The following is a 21,613-nucleotide window of genomic DNA, read 5'->3' as shown; positions in this document are numbered from 1 at the left end:
CGACAGCAAAACACCAATTCTGGCGCTCAAAGAATGGCAGAAAAAGCGCCCCGAATTATTTGTCAAACGGGTTTATGAACAGGCGGGACTTGACAAATAATGACCGTTGAGTTGGCGCATGCAACTCGGTAGATTCCCTTCCACCGTTTCAATCAATAAGTGGTAGTGATTGGTCATCTGGCAAAAACTGTGAATGACGCAATGATAGCGTTCGCAAACCTTCTCCAGAACGTCTAGCCAAATACGTCGATCGGCATCATCCCGAAAGATCGATGCGCGTCGGTTTCCGCGCGACGTCACATGGTAGAGCGCCCCAGGAAAATTAACTCTAAGTGGTCGTGTCATCCGATAACGGTACTGGATCGGCAACCACCAGCGCTGAGATCGCTCAGACTTCCAAGGAACCTTGATTACTGCTGAACTCGTGTCCAAATGTCAGACCTGACCCCGATGTTACCGTGACCCCGATGTTACCGATATTGATTAATGCTGAACCCGTGTCCAAATGTCAGACCTGACCCCGATGTTACCGATATTGCTGACCCCGATGTTACGTGCCCCCGGTGTTGCGATGTTAGTCGTTCAGGCCACCAAAACAAGGACATGGCATCGTATTTGCGCGACACGCCCGCATTTCGATTATTGAACACCTGGATTTTCGTTGACCGTTTTACCAAAAAACCGTGACATGGTGATCTACATCCATGCACGGCGCATGAATGGTGGATAGATCACTGGTCACGGAGGGATATCGTGGATTATGAATACAAGGTCAATGGCCAGACGGTTCGTTTGGCGGAAGATCCAGATCTGGTTGGCGTACGTTATCTGGAGCCGGCGCCGCATAGCCTGCGGGCGGCATTCTCCAGCAGTGTCGGGGCCGACGTTACCGAACGCATCGAAATCCCTAATGAAAAATTCACCTTACTGAAATCCCCGTCCGCGGCGCCCATGTCGGTGAGCCATGCCGTCAACGCGGCGGTCGGCAACCGGCCTGCCGGCGTTGCACGAACGACGCCCGTGTTCAAGCTGGGCGAAACCCGGGTGCTGGCCACAGACCGGATCCTGCTGGGCATGAAAGACCCGGCCACCCCCGTCAGCGGCTTGCTCAAGGACGTGAACTATGAATCGATCGCGCCACGCGGGTTCGGCGAGTACACGGTTACCCTGGCGCCCGATGTCGATCCGCTGGCGACGGTCCAGCAACTGGCGCCAAGCGAAGACCTGGCGTATATCGAGCCGGACTTCGTCAATCTGATGGTCAAGCCCGCGCTTGACGATGTCTCGGCCGATGCTGCCGCCCAGGGCGGCCCGGGCAGCGAGCGCGCCTACGCCGCGCGGCAATACGCGATACAGCTGACCGCCGCCGACCAGGCCTGGAAGCTGGTTCAGGGAAATCTCGCAATCAAGATCGCCGTGCTGGACGACGGCATCGATACCCGGCATCTCGACCTGCGCCAATCGGTCATCGCCGGCTACGACGCCTGCGACAAGGACAATTTTCAGGAGCCCAATCCTGGGACGGCCATGGGACGGCGTGCGCAGGTCTTGCCGCGGCGGTTCCCAGCAGCACCGATGGCGTCCGCGGGATCGGTGGCGGCTGCTCGATCATGGCGGTCCGGATCGCCTATTCCGACCGGCCGCGCGGCGTCTGGACCACCAGCCCCGGCCAGATCGCCGAGGCGGTCGACTGGTGCTGGCAAAACGGCGCCTCGGTCCTGAGCAATAGCTGGAGCGACACATCCGCGTCCAGCGCCGTCATCGCCGCTTTTGGACGTGCACTGACGCTTGGTCGCGGCGGCAAGGGCTGCGTTGTCGTCGTCGCGGCGGGCAACAGGCCAGGACCGGTCGGTTTTCCAAGCAACCTCCCCGGTGTGATCTGCGTGGCCGCATCCACGCCGAAAGATGAACCGAAGACGCCCTCCAGCGACGATGGAGAAAACTGGTGGGGCTCCAGTTACGGCCCTGAAGTACTGGTCGCCGCCCCTGGGGTCAAGAACTATACGACCGACATCACCGGGCCGGCCGGCTACAACCCCGGCGGCGATTACTATCCCGGCTTCAATGGCACCTCGTCCGCCACGCCGCTGGTCGCCGGGGCTTGCGCCCTGGTGCTGAGCGCCAACCCCACGCTGTCCGGCGCCCAGGTGACGGCCATCATCGCGCAGAGCGCCGACAAGGTCGGCTCGGTGTCCTATGTCGATGGACGCAACGACCAGATGGGCTATGGCCGCCTGAACGTGCTGAAAGCGGTGCAGCTGGCAATAACGTCGTAACGGCCCGGGCATCCACGACCCGAGCGGAAACACATTAACCCCGGACCGGTACGGAGGCGCCACCATGAAAACGCTGGTCACGACCCTGGGCGCGGTAGCCAGCCTGTGCGGCTGCGCCAGCTCGCTGCATATTTACGATGCGGGCAACAGGCAGGCGCCGGGCGTTCCGTTCAGGACGCACGAAACCTATGTCAAGACAGGGACGCATGACAAGGCGAGCGACGGCGGAAACTGCGAGCCGGCGCAATTCGTTACCAGCGCCACCCTGGCGACCGGGGCCTTGTACTACGCCAAGGTCGTCCCCGCCCAATTCGCCAAGACGGAATTCCACGTCAAGTATGGCGACAGCGGGGCGATCAGCGAGATCAGCCTCGGCACGGAGCCCTCCGCCGAAGCCCTGACCGCGGCCAAGGAATTCGTCCAGACCGTCATCCCGCTCGGACCGGCTGCGGGAGCCAGTCCCGCGGCGGCGCGCGCGCCGGCGAAGGCCTGCGATGCCGGCGAGCGCGACGTCAAGTTCATCCGTCTCGACGACTTCATCCAGGGCAGCCGATAAGGGGTTCAGGGCGCGCTATTTGCGCGCAGCACCGGATACAGGTTCAGGCGCTCGTCATACGACGAATGGCGCTTGGCGAAGAACTCCAGGCGCGCCTGCGGATTCTTGGCGAAGGCCGGATCGCTGTCCAGGCGCTCCTGGAAGGCCTTGGCCACGGCCGGGTCGGCCGCCATCTGCTCGCGCGCGACCTCCTCGGCCACGTAGTCCTCCATGTATTCCTTGCGCTCGAAGGCGGTGTTGAACGTGCCCCAGGCCAGCAGCGAATCCGGCGCCTGCGGCTCCAGCATCGCCACCACCAGGCGCGCCTTCGGCTGCGCGATCGGCACGAACAGCGAGCCTGCCGCGACCGGACGGGCTTCCGCCTTCCACTTGCCTTCCACCGTCAGGCGCTGGTGGCCTTCGACGGAAGCGGCGGCCAGGGTTGCCTTGTCGGCGCGGAAGGACTGGAGCTGGAGGTCTTCCTTCGTCTTGTCCAGCTTGCGGAACTCGACGCCGTGCTGGCGCAGCTTCTCGCCCACGATCGCGGCGTAGGCGGCGGGCACGATGTAACCGGCGCGCGGCGCGGTGACCTGGAAGTCGGCCACGATGTCCTGCCACAGCGGCACGCGCCATACCTGTGGCTTGGTTTCGTCGTAGCGTGTCATCAGGGCGCCCGAGACTTCCGACGGCGTGCGGGTGTAGGCGTAGCCGTTGAACTCGACCATCTCCTTCTTGTCGGAAGCCTTGTACGACAGCGCCACCGGCTGGTTGCCCAGCTTGGCGGCGCGCGCGTCGGCCGCATAGGCGGCCTGCTGCCATTGCTTGCCGTGCTGCGCCACCTGGTCGAGCACCGACACCACGGTGTTGCGGGTGATGCGCACGCGCACCGGATATTCCTTCCACGAGTGGGTTTCGACCAGCATCGCCATGCGGTTGCGCAGCTGGAAGTAGCCGGTCGAGAAGCGCGGATCGGACACGCCGTCCATGAAGCCCGACATCGGATCGTCATGCTTCACGAAGGACATGTAATAGGACTGCGGCGTCGAGCCTTCCCTGGCGATGTCCTTGATCACGTTGGTGCGGAGCAGCAGGCCGGCCTTGCGGAATTCCGGGTCGCCCGAATACACCGGCTCGACCTGGATCGAGATATCGTGCTGGAACTTGGCGCCGTTGGTCGCGTGCAGGTCGACGTAGACCAGTGGATCCCAGGCGTTCACCAGCGCCAGCATGGCCTGCATCTCGGGCGCGTCGGCCTTCAGGTAGTCGCGGTTCAGGTTGTAGTTCTGGGCGGTGGTGCGCCAGCCCATCTCGACCGGGCCGCGCTGGTTCGGGCGGTTCCACTTGCCGAAGCGCTCGTGGCCGTCGACATTGAATACCGGGACGAAGATGAACACCTGCTTGTCGAGCGCGCCCTTGGCCGCGCGGCCTTCAAGCAGCTCGCGCAGCGCCAGGAAGCCGGCGTCCTTGCCGTCGATCTCGCCGGCGTGGATGCCGCCCTGCATCAGGGTCACCGGCAGGCCCTGCTGTTTCGCCGCCTGCGGGGTGAACACGCCCTTGCCGTTCACCACCAGCGCCTTCATCGGGCGGCCTTCCGGCGTGACGCCGAAATCGATGCACCTCACCTGCTTCGGATACGCCTGCTGGAATGCTGAGCACAGCGCGATCGTCTCGTCGTAGCGGCCGGTGGCGGTGAAGCCCGAGCGTTCGGATACGGTGGTCAGGTCGGGTGCAGCGTGGGAAAGAGGGATAGCCGATAACAGGGCCAGCAGTAACGCAGAACGGATCATCGAAAAGCTCCGGCAAGGACAGAAGGAAGCCGACGATTATAGACGTGTTCTTAGCGCAACAGTTCAACCCTGGAAACACGACGGGCGGACGGCATGCGGCGCCGCCCACCCGTCAATACAGGCTTTTTGCTCAGCGCGGTGGCGCGCCCGGCGTGGTGTGGATCGAGATCTCCTTGACCTCCGGCCGCACGATCCGCATCGGCACGACGCGCGCCCTGGCCGTGGTCGAGACAGGACAAGCGCCATTCGCGCGGTAAGCCAGGGCTGTGGCCAGCAAGCCTTCGTTCTGGTCTCCCACCGGCCGCGACAGGTCGTCGCTCGCCTGGCAGGTCGGCGTAAAGCCGTCGGTGAAGTCGCCGAAGCCCTTGTGGTTCACGCCCTGGAACTCGATCGAGAAATAGGTCGTGCCACAGTTCGGCACCGGCGTGAAGCCGTAGGGCTTGCCGCAGGTGGTGCCGCCGATCTGGATCACTTCGATGTCGGCGCCGCGCAGGCCGTTGATCACCGATTCGCTGGCCGAGCAGGTGCCCGGGGTGCTGAGCACGGTCACCCGTTTCAGGCCCAGGGTGGGCAGCGGCGTGCCGGTGCGTAGCGGGTTGCTCGAGGAGAAGCCCCAGGCGGTCGAGCGGAACATGATCGGCTGGTAGGCCGGCGTCTTGTCGTTGTAGCGGGATTGCTCGAACACCTTGCCGCTCGTCGACGCGGGGCCGGCGATCATATAGGCCAGCTGGCTGGCGACGTACAGCAGGCCGCCGCCGTTGTAGCGCACGTCGAGCACCAGGTCGTTGACGCCGGCCTGCTGGAAGGTGACGAAGGCATCGTACAGCTGTTTCTCGGACACGGCGTTGAAGCTGTCGAAGGTCAGGTAGCCGACCTTGCCGCTGGCGGTCTCGATCACCTTGACGTTCTTCACCGGCGCCAGCACGACCTCGGCCCCGGCCAGCGTCGCCTCATAGGCCACACCGGCGCGCTGCAGGGTGAAGCGGTGGGTGGTCCCGGCGGACGCCGGGAACAGCCCGGCATTGATCCGGTCGACCGAGGCTTCATCGTCGGCATTGACGAAGTCGACGCCATCGACCTTGAGCAGCATGTCGCCGCGCAGCAGGCCGGCCGCGGCTGCGGGCGAACCCGGCTCGACCGCCGTGATCAGCCAGGTGCGCGGCGCCAGGCCATCGGCGTTGCGGCTCCAGGTGATGCCATAGCCCAGGTCGATGCCCTGGGTCTGCATCGCCTCCCACTCGGCGGTCGGATAGGTGAAGTGATAACGGTCCTTCGGCTTGCCGCTTGCGGTCAATGCCGGCGTCTTGAGCACCGCGAAATAGTCGAGCGCGCTCGTGAAGTCGGCCATCTTGTAGGTGTTCGGGATCTCGTCGTACCAGAGGTAGTACTGGTTGGCCCAGGCGCGCAGGAATTTCAGTTCGTCGAGCAGGGTGCCCTGCACGTCGGGATAGGATTTGCCGCTCGCATCCAGTCCTGTGCGCGGGACGGCGCACTTGTTCCAGTAGCTGCCGTAGGCGTCGCCCAGCAGGTTCGGGTTCAGGTCTTCCGGCGACGGCTGGGTGGCGACCGGGGGTGTCGGGACCGGCGTGGGCGCCGGCGCAGGCTGTTGCGCCACCGGCCCAGGCGCGCCGACACTCGGCGAACCGCCGCCACCGCCGCACCCGGCGAGGACGAGCAGCGCGGCGAGCGCGCTGGGAATCAGACGCAGAGGAGAGGTCTTGCGGAAGGTAGATGGCGTGCTCATGCGCCGATTATAGACGCGCCATTCGCTCGGAATACCACCAACTGTCACAATTGAGGCTAGCGGACAACGACTAATATCAAGTAAATAAAGATCGGCAGCGTGGACGGCTCGGCCGTCCACGCACTCCGCCAATCAAGCCGCCCGTGGCGTCACGTCCGGCGCATGAAACGCCGCCACCAGCGCCGCCTCTTTCTCCCTGGCCGCCTTCAGGTGACGCTCCTTCACGTGACCGTAGCCGCGGATGTCTTCCGGGATGCTGGCGATCGCCACCGCTTGCGCCAGCTTGTCCTCCGTCAGCTTCGGCAGCAATGCCGTCACCGTCTCGCGGTATTGCTTGACCAGGGCGCGCTCCATCCTGCGCTCGGCCGTGTAGCCGAACACGTCGAAGGCGGTGCCGCGCAAGCCCTTGAGCTTCGCCAGCACGCCGAAGGCGCTCATCATCCACGGGCCGTACTCGCGCTTGATGGCGCGGCCTTCCTTGTCGTGCCTGGCCATCAATGGCGGCGCCAGGTGGAACTTCAGCCTGGTGTCGCCTTCGAACATGGCGCCGATCTTCTCGCGGAAGGCCGGGTCGGTGTGCAGGCGCGCGACCTCGTACTCGTCCTTGTAGGCCATCAGCTTGTAGTAGTAGCGCGCCACGGCTTCGGTCAGGCGCGTGCCCTTGCCGAGCCTTTCTTCCTGCGCGCGCACCTGGTCCACAAAAGCCTTGTACTGGCCGGCATAGGCCGCGTCCTGGTAGGCGGTCAGCAGCTCGATGCGGCGGCTGACGATGTCGTCCAGGGTCTGGATGCGCTTGAACTCGACCACCTTCGACGGCAAGGCGGCGCGGCTCACGGCGGCCAGGTCGTGCGCGGCGCTGCGGCCCCAGTTGAAGGCCGCCTTGTTGAAGGCGACCGACACGCCGTTCAGTTCGATCGCCTTGAGCAGCGAGTTTTCCTGCAGCGGCACATGGCCCTTCTGGAAGGCATAGCCGAGCATGAACATATTGGTGGCGATCGCGTCGCCCAGCAGGGCGGTGGCAATCTGGCCGGCGTCGATGAAGTCGACGTTGTCCTTGCCGCAGGCTTGCTGGATGGCGCCGCGCGAACCCTCGGCCGGGAATTGCCAGTCCGGGTTCTTGACGAAGGCCGCGGTGGTCGCACCGCTGGCGTTGACCGCGGCCCAGGTGCGGCCCTCGCCCATGCGGCTCAGGGCGTCGCGGCTGGCGGTGACGATCTGGTCGCAGCCGATCACCAGGTCGGCGCTGCCGGTGCCGACGCGGGTCGAGTGCAGGTCAAGCTGGCGTTCGGCCAGGCGCACGTGCGACATCACCGGACCGCCCTTCTGGGCCAGGCCGCTCTGGTCGAGCACGATGGCGCCCTTGCCTTCGACGTGGGCCGCCACGGCCAGGATCTGGCCCACGGTCACCACGCCGGTGCCGCCGACGCCGGCCACCAGGATGCCATACGGCGTCTCGACCGACGGAATGACCGGCAGCGGCAAGCTTGGCGGCGCCGCCTCGGCGCTCGATGATTTCTTTGGCTTCTTGAGCCCGCCGCCTTCGACGGTGACGAAGCTCGGGCAAAAGCCCGACACGCAAGAAAAGTCCTTGTTGCACGAGGACTGGTTGATCTGGCGCTTGCGGCCCAGTTCGGTTTCCAGCGGCTCGACCGACAGGCAGTTCGACTGCACCGAGCAGTCGCCGCAGCCTTCGCACACGGCTTCGTTGATCACGACGCGCTTGGCCGGGTCGGGGAACTCGCCCTTTTTCCTCCGGCGGCGCTTCTCGGACGCGCAGGTCTGGTCGTAGATCACGGCCGACACGCCCGGCATTTCGCGCAGCTCGCGCTGCACGTCCATCAGCTCGGAGCGGTGGCGCACCGTGGTGCCCGGCGCCCAGGCATAGTCGCTCGGGTATTTATCGGGTTCGTCGGTGACGACGATGATCGGCTTGACGCCCTCGGCCGCGATCTGGCGGCTGATCATGCCCGGGTCGAGCGGGCCGTCGACGTTCTGGCCGCCGGTCATCGCGACCGCGTCGTTGTACAGGATCTTATAGGTGATGTTGACCTTGGCCGCCACCGCGGCGCGGATCGCCAGGATGCCCGAGTGGAAGTAGGTGCCGTCGCCCAGGTTCACGAACACGTGCTTCTCGTCGGTGAACGGGGCCTGGCCGATCCAGGTCGTGCCTTCCGCGCCCATGTGCGTGAAGGTCGACGTTTCGCGGTCCATCCACAACACCATATAGTGGCATCCGATGCCGGCCATGGCGCGCGAGCCTTCCGGCACCTTGGTCGAGCTGTTATGCGGGCAGCCCGAGCAGAAGTACGGAATACGGTCGGTCTGCGGATTCGGTTTCGCCGGAATGTTCTTGAGCACCAGTTCCTTCGCTTCCAGGAAGGCGATGCGTTCCTTGACCCGCTCGGCGACCGGGTGGCCGGCGCAGTAGTGCGAGATGCGCGAGGCGATGGCGCGCGCGATCTGGGCCGGATTGAGCTCATAGGTCGCCGGCAGCAGCCAGTCGCCGTGGCCCATGCGGTTCTTGTTGCTCCATTCGCCGGTATCGTCGAACTTGCCGACCACGCGCGGACGCTCGCCGTCCGGCAGGTTGTACAACTCTTCCTTGAGCGCGTATTCCATCACCTGGCGCTTTTCTTCGACCACCAGGATCTCGTCGAGGCCGCGCGCGAACTCGTGCACGCCTTCGGCCTCGAGCGGCCAGGTCATGCCGACTTTATACAGGCGAAGGCCGATGTCGCGCGCGGCCTGCTCGTCGATGCCGAGGTCGGCCAGCGCCTGGCGCGTGTCCAGATAGCTCTTGCCGGCGGTGATGATGCCGATCTTCGGCCGCGGGCTGTCCCAGATGATGCGGTTGAGTTTATTGGCGCGCGCATACGCCAGCGCGGCATACCATTTGTGGTTGTTCATCCGCACTTCCTGGTCCAGCACGGCGTCCGGCCAGCGGATGTTCAGGCCATCGGGCGGCAGCTGGAAGTCGGTCGGCGTGACGATCTGCACGCGGTCCGGGTCGAGGTCGACCACGGCGCCCGATTCGATGATGTCGGTCACGCACTTCATCGACACCCACAGGCCGGTGTAGCGGCTCATGGCCCAGGCGTGCAGGCCGAAGTCGAGGTATTCCTGGACCGAGGATGGGTACAGCACCGGGATGCCGCAGTGGGTCAGGATGTGGTCGGACTGGTGCGCGGTGGACGAGGATTTCGCGGCATGGTCGTCGCCGGCCAGCACCAGCACGCCGCCATGCTTCGCGGAGCCGGCGTTGTTGCCGTGCTTGAACACGTCGCCGCAGCGGTCGACGCCCGGGCCCTTGCCGTACCACATGGCGAACACGCCGTCGTACTTCGCGTCCTTGTACAGGTTGGTCTGCTGGGTGCCCCAGACGGCGGTCGCCGCCAGGTCTTCGTTCATGCCCGGGTGGAACTTGACGTGGTGGGCGTCGAGGTGTTTCTTCGCCTTCATGGCGGTCTGGTCGACGGCGGTGACCGGCGAGCCGCGGTAGCCGGTGATGTAGCCGGCGGTGTTCAGGCCGGCCTTCAGGTCGCGCTCGCGCTGCAGCATCGGCAGGCGGATCAGGGCCTGGGTGCCGGTCATGAAGGCGCGGCCGCGCTCGAGCGTCCATTTGTCGTCGAGCGTGATGTCCTGTTGCGGTTGGGCGGGCTGACCGGGCTGCGAAGGCGCGGGCGGGGATGACTCCGGCGGCGCCAGGTGGGCGCGGTCCGTGGGTGCGTTCATGGTGTCTCCAAGATTCTCATGGCGGATACGTCGCGGCGCATTTCCTGCATCTCGCTGACCGTATGTGAGCCAGTATAGTCCTGCCCCCCAAGCATTAAATTCCAAACAATTCCCCCGTCTTCTTGAATTGCGCAATAAAATTGCCATACAAAAGTCTGCAATGGGGTGGGTATGTCAAAGATTGAGCTGGATAAAACAGACCGCAAGATTCTGGAAATCTTGCAAAGCGATGGCCGGCTGTCGAACCAGGACGTGGCCGAAAGGGTAAACTTGTCGCCCTCGCCCTGCCTGCGTCGCATCAAACGCCTGGAAGAAGCAGGTGTCATCCGCCAGTACGTGGCGCTGCTCGACCCGGACAAGATCGGCCTTGGGCTATTGGCGTATGTGAATGTGCGGCTGGAAAAGCACAGCGAGGTGGCGAGCGCCACCCGCCAGCCGGGCTTGCCGGCGACGTCGCCGCGCAACGATTTCGCGGTGTCAGTGGGCACCTGGCCCGAGGTCGTGGCCTGCTATGCGATGACCGGCGACATGGATTTCCTGCTGCGCGTGCACGTCGAAGACATGGACCACTTCTCGCGCTTCATGATGGGCACCCTGCTCAAGCATCCGGCGGTGCTGGACGTGAAGTCGAGCTTTGCGCTGCAGCGCATCAAGGAAACGACGGCGATGCCGTTGGTGTGAGCTATTTTTTCGGTGTAAAAAATTTCACCGCCGCGCGGGCATTGGCCTTGACCGTGTAATCGATCGCCGCGAACTGCTCTTCCAGCGCCTCGGCCATCACGCTGCCCGGGCTGGGCGGCGGCAGTTCGAGGTGGGCGTCGGCCTCGCCGTACTCGCGCTTGATGCGCATGCCGGCCTTTTTGGCGATGTGCATCATGGTCTGGTTCGAGGTCAGGCATTGCATATACAGGGTGTCGACGTCGGAGTTGCGGCAGTGGATCGCCGCGCGCTGGAACAGGCGCGTGCCCACGCCCTGGCCGCGCGCCGACTTCGACACCGAGACGCCGAACTCGGCCACCTGCTGCTTGGTCGTCGACTTGCGCCCGTCGGCCGAGGCGAAGGCAAGATGGCCCATCCCGACCAGCTGGAACACGTTGTTGACCACGCCGAACAAGATGTCGCGCGAGAAATCGATCTTCGCGACGTAGGCCGCGATCTGTTCGTCCGGGATCATGCTGCCGAAGCGCAGCAGGCGGTCATTGCTGTCCAGCGCCAGCAGATGGCGCAGCACGCGACGGCGGTCGCGTTCGCCCAGTTCCTTGACCAGCACCGGCGGCTGGCCCTTCTTGCCTCTCAGGCCCTGGATCCAGCGGCGTAAGGGATTGTCCAGCATCTCGATACCTTCACGTACTGCAACATTCGGATTCTAGCCGATCGGGTCGGCATTGGCGGCGCGATCGGTATTGTCGCGCGCGGCGCCTTCCAGCGCCAGTCCCGCAGGATGGTCCAGGCCCAGCCATTGCGATTGCGGACTGACCACGAACCGCCCCTTCCCGGCCTGCTTGGCCGCGTACATGGCCTTGTCGGCGTCCGCCAGCAGCGCTTCCTGCCCACGCGCGGCGCCCGCCTGGCCGCGCGCGCTGGCGATGCCGATGCTGGCCGAGATCGTCACCGCGTGGCCATCGGCCTCGGTGATCGATTCGATTTCGGCCAGGGCCAGGCGCGCCACGCGCAGCGCGCCGGCCTCGGAGGCCACGTCTTCGAGCAGGATCACGAATTCGTCGCCGCCCAGGCGCGCCAGCGCGTCCTCGGCGCGCAGCTTGGCCTGCACCCGGCGCGCGACCATCTGCAGCACCAGGTCGCCGGCGGCATGGCCCCAGGTATCGTTGACCGCCTTGAAACCGTCCAGGTCGATGAACATCAGCACCACCACGCTGTCGCGGCGGTCGGCGCGCGCCAGCGCCCGCTCCAGCAGGCGGGTCAGCTGGCGATAGTTGATCAGGCCGGTCAGGCTGTCATGCTGGGCCAGGCGCTCGAGCTGGCGCGACTGCGCTTCGAGCTCGGCGGTGCGCTCGGCCACGCGCTGTTCCAGCGTCTCGTTGGCCGACTGCAGGCGGCGGTTGACCACGCCGATGATGCGGTAGCTGCGGCGCAGCCGCGCGCCGGCGTACACCAGCAGCACCATCAGCACGGCGCTGTAGGCGAACAGGTAGCCGCGAAAGCGCTGGCGCTCCAGCAGCACGGCGTCGAAGGAACGGTCGAACTCGCGCTCCAGGCGGTCGAGCGCGGCGGCGCTGCCGGCGGCGGCGATCTGCGCCTCGAGCAGGTTTTCCAGCGGACGCTTTTCCAGGATCACGCGGCAGCTGGCGATCACGGCATCCATCTTGTCGTTCACGGCCGGCGAGAACGCGATCTGCTGGGCCGCCACGTCGCCCAGGATTTCGTCGATGCGCGCCGCCAGCGCCGGGCTCGGCGCGATGTTGTAACGCAGGGTCTCGGTCAGCAGCGCGTTCAGGGTGGTGTCGAGCCGCACCACGATGCGGCCCGGCGCCAGCGCGCCTTCGATGCCCGAAATCTCGGTCTTGAGGTCGGCCACGGCCGGCGGCATGTGCAGCAGCGCCGCGCGCAGCGGCGGATTGTGCTTGGCGAACTGGGCAACCAGCTGCTCCTTGCCCTGCAGCGCCTCCTGCAACTCGGCGTAGGCGGACTGGGCGTCGCTATCGCCGGTGAGCGGCAGGGTGTCGCCCAGGCGCGCCATCAGGTCGTGCATGCGCGGCAGTTGCGAAGCGAGGTCGAGCGGCGTGGCGGCGCGTCCCGTATGCGCGCGCAGGATGTTGGCATCCCATTCGGCGTCGAGCTTTTCGAGCTCGCGCAGGTTCAGCATGACACTGTTGCGGATTTCCGGGTCCACCGTCTCGGTGCGGACATAGAGAAACACCAGCACCGCGCTCATGAAGATGACCGCCAGGCTTGCCAGAAGCACACGACGGCGCCGGCACCAACTTGCAACACGCCGTGCCAGCAAGGTGAACATCGTTTTTCTCCAACGCAACAATTTACAGTTACTGAAGGATAGCAAAACGTTTGGCCGCACCGCACGAACCGTGTAACTACATGTAACCAAACCCTGTCAATACATGTGAATTAGTTGTCTTGATGCAACACTTGCCGGACGGCTTCGACGCGCGCAGCATGCACGGCCCCCGGAATCTCCGTCTTGCGCTCGGCGTGGCGGGCCGCGACCTCGCCGGCGTTGACGGCGCGCGCCGCGTCCAGCGCGCGCGCCAGGTGCGGTCCCTGGGGCCGCTCGCCTTCCCCGCAACCGGCCGCCAGCAGCATCTGGGCGAAGCGCTCCGGCTTACGGAAGGCGTCGCAGCGTTCGAACAGCGTGACGATGGCGTCGGCGGGCAGCGCCAGCGCCCGCCCGACCTCGTCCTGCTCGCGCGCCGTCATCACGGCCAGGTCGCGGCACTCGTTGGGCACCTTGAGGCGCTTGCACACGGCCTGGATCGGCTCGACGGCCGCCAGAGTGCGCATCAGCACCGCGAAGCGCACTTCCAGCGGGTGGCCGAGTGTGGCGGCGCGGTCGATCGTGCGCAGCGCCGGCTCGTTCCACAGCGCGTCCAGTTCGGGCAGGATGCGCGCCAGCGCGCCGCAGTCGCGCAGCACCTCGAGCATGCGCGACGGCTGGCGCTCCATCAGGCCGCGCGCCAGCTCCTGCCAGACGCGCTCGGGCACCAGGGCGTCGACCTCGCCCTCGTCGACCATGCGGCGCATCAGGGCGTTGGTGCTGTCCGCCACCGTGAAGTCGGGCAGGCGCGCGGCGAAGCGGGCGATGCGCAGGATCCGCACCGGGTCTTCGGCGAAGGCATCGGACACGTGGCGGAACAGGCGCGCCTGCAGGTCTTGCCGGCCGTTGTGCGGGTCGACGATGCTGCCGTCCTCGGCCTGCGCCATGGCGTTGATGGTCAGGTCGCGCCGCACGAGGTCCTGCTCCAGGGTGACGTCGGGCGCGGCGTGGAACACGAAGCCGTGGTAACCGGGCGCGGTCTTGCGCTCGGTGCGCGCCAGCGCGTATTCCTCTTGCGTTTGCGGATGCAGGAAGACCGGGAAATCCTTGCCGACGGCGCGAAAACCGGCCTTGATCATCTGCTCGGGAGTGGCGCCGACCACCACGTGGTCATGGTCCTTCACGGGCAGGCCCAGCAGGGCGTCGCGCACGGCGCCGCCGACGATATAACTGCGCATCGTCATTCGCCCGGCAGATCGGCGTCGTGCAGCGGGGTCGGATCGGTCTCGGCCATGGCTTCATTCACCCAGCGCGCCACCGCCGGGTGGGCCAGCACGCGGTCGCAATAGGCCTGCAATGCCGGGGCCAGCGCCACGCCATAGGTCTTGAAGCGGCACACCACCGGCGCATAGAAGGCGTCGGCGATCGAGAACTCGCCGAACAGGTACTGGTGGTGGCCGAAGCGCGACAGGCAGTCTTCCCAGATCTCGCAGATGCGGCCGATGTCGGCCTGGGCGCCGGGCGTGCGTCCGCGGCCCGGCAGGCGCGCCTGGATGTTCATCGGCATGCTGTTACGCAGCTCGCCGAAGCCGGAGTGCATCTCGGCCACGATCGAGCGCGCCAGCGCGCGCGCGGCCACGTCTTGCGGCCACAGATGTTTATCGGGGAACTGCTCGGCCAGGTACTCGACGATCGCCAGGCTGTCCCAGACCGTCATGTCGCCCGACATCAAGACCGGCACCCGTCCCGCGTGCGAGTAGCGCGCGATCTCGTTGGCGGTGTCGGGCTGGTCGAGCAGGACTTTCACTTCGGTGAATGGAATGCCGAAGGCGACCGCCGCGACCCAGGGCCGCATCGACCACGAGGACAGGTTCTTGTTGCCGATGATGAGGGTTAAACCGGGGTGTCGGGTTGCGTCGAGCGTGCGGGCAAGGATGGGGTCGCGTTCGATGGTCTGCATGGTTTGTCGTTTATTTTTCAGCGCCCGGCATGGGTGCGATAGGCGTCGAGGCGGTCGTGCCGGTTGAGGTAGTGCGGCGCGGCCGACTCGATCGCCGTGAGCTTGATCCCGAGCGACTCGGCTGTCAAGGCATGGGTGTCGGCGGCCACGACATTGTCGACCAGCATCGAATCGAGGTTGTCGCGGCTGACGAGGGGATCCCCCGGCAACAGCTCGAACAGCCGCGCCTGCAGGCGCGCCGCCCAGTCGGGCAAGCCCAGCACCGGACGCTCGCGGCCGGCGAAGCGGCCCGCCAGCCGCACCAGCTGGCCCAGGGTGTACACGGCCGGGCCGCCCAGCTCGATCGTGGCGTCGCGCAGGTCGGGCCGGGCCAGGGCGATCGAAAAGGCGGCGGCGACGTCGCCCACGTACACCGGCTGGAAGCGCGCGCGGCTGGCCGCCAGCGGCACCAGCGGCAGGTGGCGCTGCAGGCGCGCGAACATGGTCAGGAAGTGGTCGCCGGGACCGAACACCACCGAGGGACGGAACACGGTGGCCGCGACCGTCGGCTGGCTGCGCGCGGCCAGTTCGCCGTCGGACTTGGAGCGGCCATACATCGAGGAGCTGGAAGCGCTGGCGCCGAGCGCGCTCATGTGCAGGTAGCGCGGCACGCCCACGTCGGCGCAGGCGGCGGCGATGCGGCGCGGCAGCTCCACGTGCAGGTGGCGGAAACCCTCGCCATAGGGCCGGCCGTGGCCGCCATGCAGCACGCCGACCAGGTTGATCACGGCGTCGCGCCCGGCCAGCAGCTTGCGCAACACGGCGTCGTCGTGGATATTGGCCACCTCGACGTCGACGCCCGGCAGCATGGTCAATTGCTTCGCGCTTTCGTAGTGGCGTACGGGCACCAGCACGCCCACGCCGTCGTCGGACAGCCGCGCGGCCAGGTGCTGGCCGATGAAGCCGGTGCCGCCGATCAGCACCACGTTCGGTGGCCGCACGCTCACGCTCGTCCTCCCCGGCTCAGTCCAGGACCGAAGCGCTGCCCGGGCGCGGGCTGATCGTGCCCAGGCGCGCCTTCAGCGATTGCGGCTTGCCCTCGAAGATCGAGGCATAGTTGGTGGCATTGGCCATGACGTTGCGGACATAGCCGCGCGTCTCGGTGAAGGGGATGGTCTCGACGAAGATCGCGCCTTCCATCGGCGCGTCGAGCCGGCCGCGCCAGGTGCGGGATCGGCCCGGGCCGGCGTTGTAGGCCGCCGTGGCCAGCACCTGCGAGCCTTCGAAGTTCTCGAGCACCATATTCATGTAGTTGGCGCCGAGCGTGATATTCGTATGCAGGTCGTTGAGCATGGTGTGCACGAAGTTATCCAGGCCAATCTTGGCCGCCACCCACTTGCCGGTGGCGGGCATCACCTGCATCAGGCCCGAGGCGCCGACGCCGGAACGGGCGTCGCGGATGAAGCGCGACTCTTGCCGGATGAGGCCATACACCCAGGCTTTATCGAGGCTCAGGCCCTGGGCGGTGGGCTTGAGGACCTCGAGATGGGGCGCCGGGAAGCGCTGGTCGTAGCTCAGCTCGGTGCGTGTGCGCAGCGAGGTCTCGACCATGCGGTCGAGGTGCTCGTTGCGGCGCGCCAGCTCGGCGGCGGCCAGCAGCTGACGTTCAGACAGCCCGCGCAAGCCCCAGTTCCATTCACGGTTGCCTTCCGCGCGCAGGCTCAAACGGTAAAATTTCAGCGCCCGCTGCAGGCTCGCATTATTGGTCGCCTGCGACAGTTCCGGCGCCGTGATCGGCGCCACCGGTGGCGGCGCGACGATCTGGTTGCCCAGCTCTTCATGCGCCAGCTGGGTATAGAAGGTGGTCTGGGCGGCGATGCCCTGCCACAACGCGCGCGCCTCTTGCGTGCGGCCTTCGGCCTGCAGGGCGCGGCCCAGCCAGTAGATCCAGGTCGACTCGGCGCGCAGGTTCGGCGGCATCGCCTCGATGGTGGCGCGCACTTGTTTCCAGTCGCCGCGGCGCAGCGCCATGCGCGTCTTCCACTGCATCTGGAATTCGGTGAGCGTGGCGCCCTTGGCGCGGTCCCAGTAGCCGTGCGCCTCGGGCGCCAGCGCGATCGAGGCCGCCAGCGCCACGCTGGCCCAGCCGATGGCGCGCTCTTCGCTGGAGAGTTGCGGCCCGTTCTTTTCCAGGCTCGCGACGGCGATCTTGAGCGTGGTGCGCGCCATGCGGCCGACCGCCACCAGGTAGAGCTCACGTTCGGCGCGGGTCTTGCCGACGCCGCGCGCCAGCGCCACCGCCGGCAGGTCGACCGCCTGGGCGGCGCGCGTTTCGGGCAGGCCCAGCAGCACGGCGACGCGGCGCGCGGGCCCGGTGGTATTGTCCAGGCCGGCAATACGCAGCTGCCACAGCAGGTCGGCCTGGGTGAACTGGCCGTTGCCGGCCAGTTGCGCGATCAGGCCGCTGCAGGCGTCGCCATAGCCGGCTGGCGTTTTCAACAAGGCGCGCGCTTCGTCGGCCACCCGCTCGCCGCGTTCGGCGCGCGCCAGCAAGGCGTAGCAGCGGATCTGCAGGCTGCCGGTCCCGGCCAGCGCGCCGGCTTCGCGCTCGAAGGTATTCCATTCGCGCCGCTTGCCCAGTTCCAGCAGCCACTCGGCGCGCAGCTGCTCGGCCACCGCCGTGCCGTCGTGCCGGCGCAGCACCTGCAGCACCTCATCCTGGATGGCATCGCGCAAGCGCGGTTTCAGACGATAATAGTCGACGTAGGATGCCAGCGAGTAATTCGACGGCAGGCGCGAGGCGATCGCATTGACGCGCGCGCCGTCGTTCTGGCGCGCCGCTTCGCGCAGCAGCAAGAAATTGTCGTCATCGGCGCGGCTGTCGGCCACCAGCGCCGGCCCGGCAGCGGGAACGCCCACGGTGCCGGCGCCGGGAACGGACGGCGCACCGGCCGGGATGGGCGGCAGCGCCACGTCGGGCGCGGGTGCATCGGGGTCTTCCTGGGCCATCACACCTGCAGGCAGTGCGCAGGACAGAACAAGGGCAATAGCGGCCGGCCACAAGCCGGCTGACAATTTCGATTGAAACATCCACAACTCTCACATTACGCTGCATTGAAACCATGACCGGCGATCAAAGAATACCACGCGCCTCCGCGCCTCCACCAGACACGGCAGCGAGCAAACTTGCCCAGCAACAGGACAAGGCACTGTTGCGCAACACACTCAAGGCGCTGCGGCGCGCGATCGATCCGGCCACCAGACACGCCTGGGACGACCGCATCGGCGCGCGGGTGATTGCCTGGTGCCGGGCGCATTCCCACGAAACGCTGGGCGTGTACTGGCCGCTGGCCGGCGAACCGGACTTGCGTCCAGCCTACGCGGAATTGGCTCAAGCAGGCGTACGGCTGGCATTGCCGGTGGTGGTCGAACGCGATGCGCCGTTGGGATTCGCCGAGTGGCTGCCTGGTGAACCGACGGTGACGGACCGGCTGGGCGTGGCGGTGCCGGCCGAGCTGCGGATGGTCGAACGGCCACCGGCTTTGCTGGTGCCCTGCCTGGGCTTCAATGCTTTAGGGTATCGGGTGGGATATGGCGGGGGGTTTTATGACCGCACGCTGGCGCCGGAGCCGAGGCCGGCGACGGTGGGGATCGCGTATGGATGCCAGCGGGTGGAATTCGCGGGCGACGCCCACGACATACCATTGGATGGCGTGATTACCGAAGAATGACGGCCGGGCCTGGACCCGGCCGTCATTGCATCAGGCACGCAGGCGTTGCCAGATCGCCGTCGTCGGCGCCGCCTGGTTCATGCTGTAGAAATGCAGCCCCGGCGCGCCGCCCGCCAGCAGGCGTTCGCACAGCCCCGTCACGACGTCCAGCCCGAAGGCCTTGATCGAGGCGCTGTCGTCGCCGAAGCTGGCCAGCTTGAGGCGCACCCAGCGCGGAATCTCGGCGCCGCACATATCCGAGAAACGCATCAGCTGCATATAGTTCGTGATCGGCATGATGCCGGCCACGACCGGCACATCGACACCCAGCTTGCGCACATTGTCGACGAACTGGAAGTACGCATCGGCATTGTAGAAATACTGGGTGATGGCGGCATTCGCCCCGGCCTGCACCTTGCGCGCGAACGCCTGCAGGTCGTCTTGCGGCGAACGCGCCTGCGGGTGCATCTCGGGATAGGCGGCGACCTCGATGTGGAACCAGTCGCCGGTTTCCTGGCGGATGAATTCCACCAGCTCGCTGGCATAGCGCAGTTCGCCCGCGCCGCCATAGCCGCTCGGCAGGTCGCCGCGCAAGGCCACGACGCGACGGATGCCGCTGTCCTGGTATTGCTTGAGGACGTCGCGGATCGATTCGCGCGTGGCGCCGACGCAGGACAGGTGGGGCGCGGCCTCGTGGCCGGCGGCCTGGATCTCGCGCACCGTCGCCAGCGTGCCCTGCTGGGTGCTGCCGCCGGCGCCGAAGGTCACCGAAAAATACTTCGGATTGAGGTCGGCCAGCTTTTCGCGCGCGATGCGCAGTTTCTCCGCGCCTTCCGGCGTCTTGGGCGGGAAGAACTCGATACTGAAATCAGGAGTTTCCATCTTTGTCGGAAAGAAGCAAGGTAGAGAGCGCCCACGAAATGATGCTGTACAGGATGGCTGCCAGGAAGGCCGACCAGAAACCCGCCACCTCGAATCCACCGACCACATTCGACACCAGCCAGAACAGCAAGGCATTGATGACCAGGATAAACAGGCCCATCGAGACCAGGGTGACCGGCAGGGTCAGGAGCACCAGCACCGGACGGATCAGGGTATTGACCAGTCCGAGCACCAGCGCCGCGATCAGGGCGGTGCCGATGCTGGAAACTTCGACGGAGTGCATCAGGTAAGGCAGGGCCATCAGGGCCGCGGCATTGATCAGCCAGGTAACCAGCAAGCGCATCGGTACAGACTTTCGTGGTACGCGTACGCCGCACGCAAAAAAGGTACGGCGCACGGTGTTTAGATAAGCGAAACGTCCCGAAGGACGTTTCACATGACTACAAGCCGCTACCGATCAATAACGGTAGTGTTCCGGCTTGTACGGGCCTTCCTGGCTCACCGAGATGTAGTTCGCCTGCTCTTCGGTCAGCGTGGTCAGCTGGGCGTTGAGCTTCTTGAGCTGCAGGCGCGCCACTTTCTCGTCCAGCTTCTTCGGCAGCGTGTACACGCCCACCGGATACTGCGCGGTGTTCATGAACAGCTCGATCTGGGCGATGGTCTGGTTCGCGAACGACGAGCTCATCACGTACGACGGGTGGCCGGTGCCGCAACCCAGGTTCACCAGGCGGCCTTCGGCCAGCAGGATGATGCGCTTGCCATCAGGGAAGATGACGTGGTCGACTTGCGGCTTGATGTTGTCCCACTGGTACTTCTTGAGCGCGGCGACTTCGATTTCGTTGTCGAAGTGACCGATATTGCAGACGATCGCCTGGTCCTTCATCTTGAGCATGTGCTGCTCGGTGATGACGTGATAGTTGCCGGTGCAGGTGACGAAGATGTCGCCGTGTTCGGCGGCGTAGTCCATGGTCACGACGCGGTAGCCTTCCATCGCCGCCTGCAGTGCGCAGATCGGATCGATCTCGGTGACCCACACCTGCGCCGACAGCGCGCGCATGGCTTGGGCCGAACCTTTACCCACGTCGCCGTAGCCGGCGATGACGGCGATCTTGCCCGCGACCATCACGTCGGTGGCGCGCTTGATACCGTCGACCAGCGATTCGCGGCAGCCGTACAGGTTGTCGAACTTCGACTTGGTGACGGAATCGTTGACGTTGATCGCCGGGAAGGCCAGCTTGCCCTCTTGATGCATCTGGTACAGGCGGTGCACGCCGGTGGTGGTTTCTTCGGTCACGCCTTTGATTTCAGGCAGGCGCTTCGAGTACCACGACGGATCGCGCGCCAGGCGGCCCTTGATCGCGTTGAACAGGCAGATTTCTTCTTCCGAACCCGGCTTGTCCAGCACCGAGATGTCTTTCTCGGCGCGCACGCCCAGGTGCAGCAGCAGGGTCGCGTCGCCGCCGTCGTCCAGGATCATGTTGGCGTGGTTGTCACCTGGCCATTCGAAGATGCGGTGGGTGTATTCCCAGTACTCGTCCAGGGTCTCGCCCTTGATGGCGAACACCGGAGTGCCGACCGAGGCGATGGCCGCGGCGGCGTGGTCTTGCGTCGAGTAGATATTGCACGATGCCCAGCGCACGGTGGCGCCCAGGGCTTCCAGGGTGCGGATCAGGACCGCGGTCTGGATGGTCATGTGCAGCGAACCGGCGATGCGCGCGCCCTTCAGCGGCTGCGTCGCGGCGTATTCTTCGCGGATCGCCATCAGGCCCGGCATCTCGGTTTCGGCGATGCGGATTTCCTTCTCGCCCCAGGAAGCCAGGGAGATGTCGGCGACGATGTAGTCTTGGGAGTCTTTGAGTACGGCGCTCATCACGCCCTCCTTTCAATGTTTAGAAAAAAGTAACGTGAGCGCAGTTGCTTGGATATCCGAGCCTGGCAAAGAGGGACCTCTCTGTCGCAACGCTCCTCGGAACGGGGTAGTTTAGCACGCCTGGATGGCGGGGGGAATGCTTGTTGGATCGCGGGATGGCGCGTGGGGTCGGCGGCCATGCCGCCGCC

Annotated in this window: 17 protein-coding genes and 1 riboswitch; of the genes, 4 read left to right on the top strand and 13 right to left on the bottom strand. The window is 65.8% G+C overall.

Annotated features, from left to right (window positions below; translation table 11 throughout):
* Positions 1–72: 72 nt before the first annotated feature.
* Entirely contained in the window at positions 73–345 is a 273-nt protein-coding gene (locus ABIB42_RS10180) for a transposase (RefSeq protein ID WP_429248283.1), read from the bottom strand.
* A 998-nt stretch (positions 346–1,343) separates the two neighbouring features.
* Here ABIB42_RS10180 and ABIB42_RS10175 point away from each other — a divergent pair.
* Together ABIB42_RS10175 and ABIB42_RS10170 are read left to right on the top strand one after the other, a co-directional pair.
* The gene (locus ABIB42_RS10175) at positions 1,344–2,276 is read left to right on the top strand and encodes a S8 family serine peptidase (RefSeq protein ID WP_081589836.1); all 933 of its coding nucleotides are present in this window, start codon (positions 1,344–1,346) and stop codon (positions 2,274–2,276) included.
* A gap of 64 nt (positions 2,277–2,340) precedes the next feature.
* Positions 2,341–2,832 (top strand): hypothetical protein, encoded by a 492-nt coding sequence (locus tag ABIB42_RS10170; RefSeq protein WP_005663665.1) that lies wholly within the window; start codon positions 2,341–2,343, stop codon positions 2,830–2,832.
* A gap of 5 nt (positions 2,833–2,837) precedes the next feature.
* Here ABIB42_RS10170 and ABIB42_RS10165 read toward each other — a convergent pair whose 3' ends face one another.
* The 3 genes from ABIB42_RS10165 to ABIB42_RS10155 all read right to left on the bottom strand — a co-directional run bounded on the left by ABIB42_RS10165 (position 2,838) and on the right by ABIB42_RS10155 (position 10,074).
* Entirely contained in the window at positions 2,838–4,598 is a 1,761-nt protein-coding gene (locus ABIB42_RS10165; RefSeq protein ID WP_005663667.1) for a M14 family metallopeptidase, read from the bottom strand.
* 130 nt (positions 4,599–4,728) lie between these two features.
* Positions 4,729–6,342, bottom strand: coding sequence for a S41 family peptidase (locus ABIB42_RS10160; protein ID WP_005663669.1), 1,614 nt, complete (start codon positions 6,340–6,342; stop codon positions 4,729–4,731).
* Positions 6,343–6,474: 132 nt separating this feature from the next.
* Complete coding sequence (locus tag ABIB42_RS10155; RefSeq protein ID WP_219862080.1) at positions 6,475–10,074, bottom strand: indolepyruvate ferredoxin oxidoreductase family protein; 3,600 nt, start codon at positions 10,072–10,074, stop codon at positions 6,475–6,477.
* 171 nt (positions 10,075–10,245) lie between these two features.
* On the opposite strand from ABIB42_RS10155, the gene ABIB42_RS10150 reads away from it, so the two are divergent.
* A complete protein-coding gene (locus ABIB42_RS10150; RefSeq protein WP_071360791.1) occupies positions 10,246–10,755 on the top strand; it encodes an Lrp/AsnC family transcriptional regulator in 510 nt (169 codons plus the stop codon).
* A gap of 1 nt (position 10,756) precedes the next feature.
* On the opposite strand, the gene ABIB42_RS10145 is transcribed toward ABIB42_RS10150, so the two are convergent.
* The 6 genes from ABIB42_RS10145 to ABIB42_RS10120 all read right to left on the bottom strand — a co-directional run bounded on the left by ABIB42_RS10145 (position 10,757) and on the right by ABIB42_RS10120 (position 17,972).
* Positions 10,757–11,407, bottom strand: coding sequence for a GNAT family N-acetyltransferase (locus ABIB42_RS10145; protein WP_219862079.1), 651 nt, complete (start codon positions 11,405–11,407; stop codon positions 10,757–10,759).
* Positions 11,408–11,440: 33 nt separating this feature from the next.
* Positions 11,441–12,997 (bottom strand): diguanylate cyclase, encoded by a 1,557-nt coding sequence (locus ABIB42_RS10140; RefSeq protein ID WP_229409711.1) that lies wholly within the window; start codon positions 12,995–12,997, stop codon positions 11,441–11,443.
* Between the two features lie 161 nt (positions 12,998–13,158).
* Complete coding sequence (locus ABIB42_RS10135; RefSeq protein WP_219862077.1) at positions 13,159–14,262, bottom strand: multifunctional CCA addition/repair protein; 1,104 nt, start codon at positions 14,260–14,262, stop codon at positions 13,159–13,161.
* 2 nt (positions 14,263–14,264) lie between these two features.
* Positions 14,265–14,984: a glutathione S-transferase family protein gene (locus ABIB42_RS10130; RefSeq protein WP_005663679.1), complete on the bottom strand. Its 720-nt coding sequence runs from the start codon at positions 14,982–14,984 to the stop codon at positions 14,265–14,267.
* Positions 14,985–15,001: 17 nt separating this feature from the next.
* Positions 15,002–15,970, bottom strand: coding sequence for a complex I NDUFA9 subunit family protein (locus ABIB42_RS10125; RefSeq protein WP_219862075.1), 969 nt, complete (start codon positions 15,968–15,970; stop codon positions 15,002–15,004).
* A gap of 16 nt (positions 15,971–15,986) precedes the next feature.
* Positions 15,987–17,972: a lytic transglycosylase domain-containing protein gene (locus tag ABIB42_RS10120; protein WP_219862073.1), complete on the bottom strand. Its 1,986-nt coding sequence runs from the start codon at positions 17,970–17,972 to the stop codon at positions 15,987–15,989.
* Positions 17,973–18,085: 113 nt separating this feature from the next.
* Here ABIB42_RS10120 and ABIB42_RS10115 point away from each other — a divergent pair, with 113 nt between their 5' ends.
* Positions 18,086–18,694 carry a 5-formyltetrahydrofolate cyclo-ligase gene (locus ABIB42_RS10115; protein WP_219862071.1) on the top strand — a complete coding sequence of 203 codons (609 nt, stop codon included), beginning with the start codon at positions 18,086–18,088 and terminating at the stop codon, positions 18,692–18,694.
* A 30-nt stretch (positions 18,695–18,724) separates the two neighbouring features.
* Here ABIB42_RS10115 and metF read toward each other — a convergent pair whose 3' ends face one another.
* The 3 genes from metF to ahcY all read right to left on the bottom strand — a co-directional run bounded on the left by metF (position 18,725) and on the right by ahcY (position 21,425).
* Complete coding sequence (gene metF, locus ABIB42_RS10110; RefSeq protein ID WP_219862069.1) at positions 18,725–19,555, bottom strand: methylenetetrahydrofolate reductase [NAD(P)H]; 831 nt, start codon at positions 19,553–19,555, stop codon at positions 18,725–18,727.
* Entirely contained in the window at positions 19,542–19,898 is a 357-nt protein-coding gene (locus ABIB42_RS10105; protein ID WP_005663690.1) for a phage holin family protein, read from the bottom strand. The genes metF and ABIB42_RS10105 overlap by 14 nt, the downstream gene beginning before the upstream one ends.
* 114 nt (positions 19,899–20,012) lie before the next feature.
* Positions 20,013–21,425, bottom strand: coding sequence for an adenosylhomocysteinase (gene ahcY / locus ABIB42_RS10100; RefSeq protein ID WP_005663692.1), 1,413 nt, complete (start codon positions 21,423–21,425; stop codon positions 20,013–20,015).
* Between the two features lie 29 nt (positions 21,426–21,454).
* Positions 21,455–21,529, bottom strand: a riboswitch (S-adenosyl-L-homocysteine riboswitch).
* Positions 21,530–21,613: the final 84 nt, after the last annotated feature.

Source organism: Massilia sp. UYP32, from assembly GCF_050434365.1.
Classification (GTDB): Bacteria; Pseudomonadota; Gammaproteobacteria; order Burkholderiales; family Burkholderiaceae_D; genus Telluria; species Telluria timonae.
Note: the sequence above shows the minus strand (reverse complement) of the source record. Positions and strands in the feature narration are given on the sequence as shown.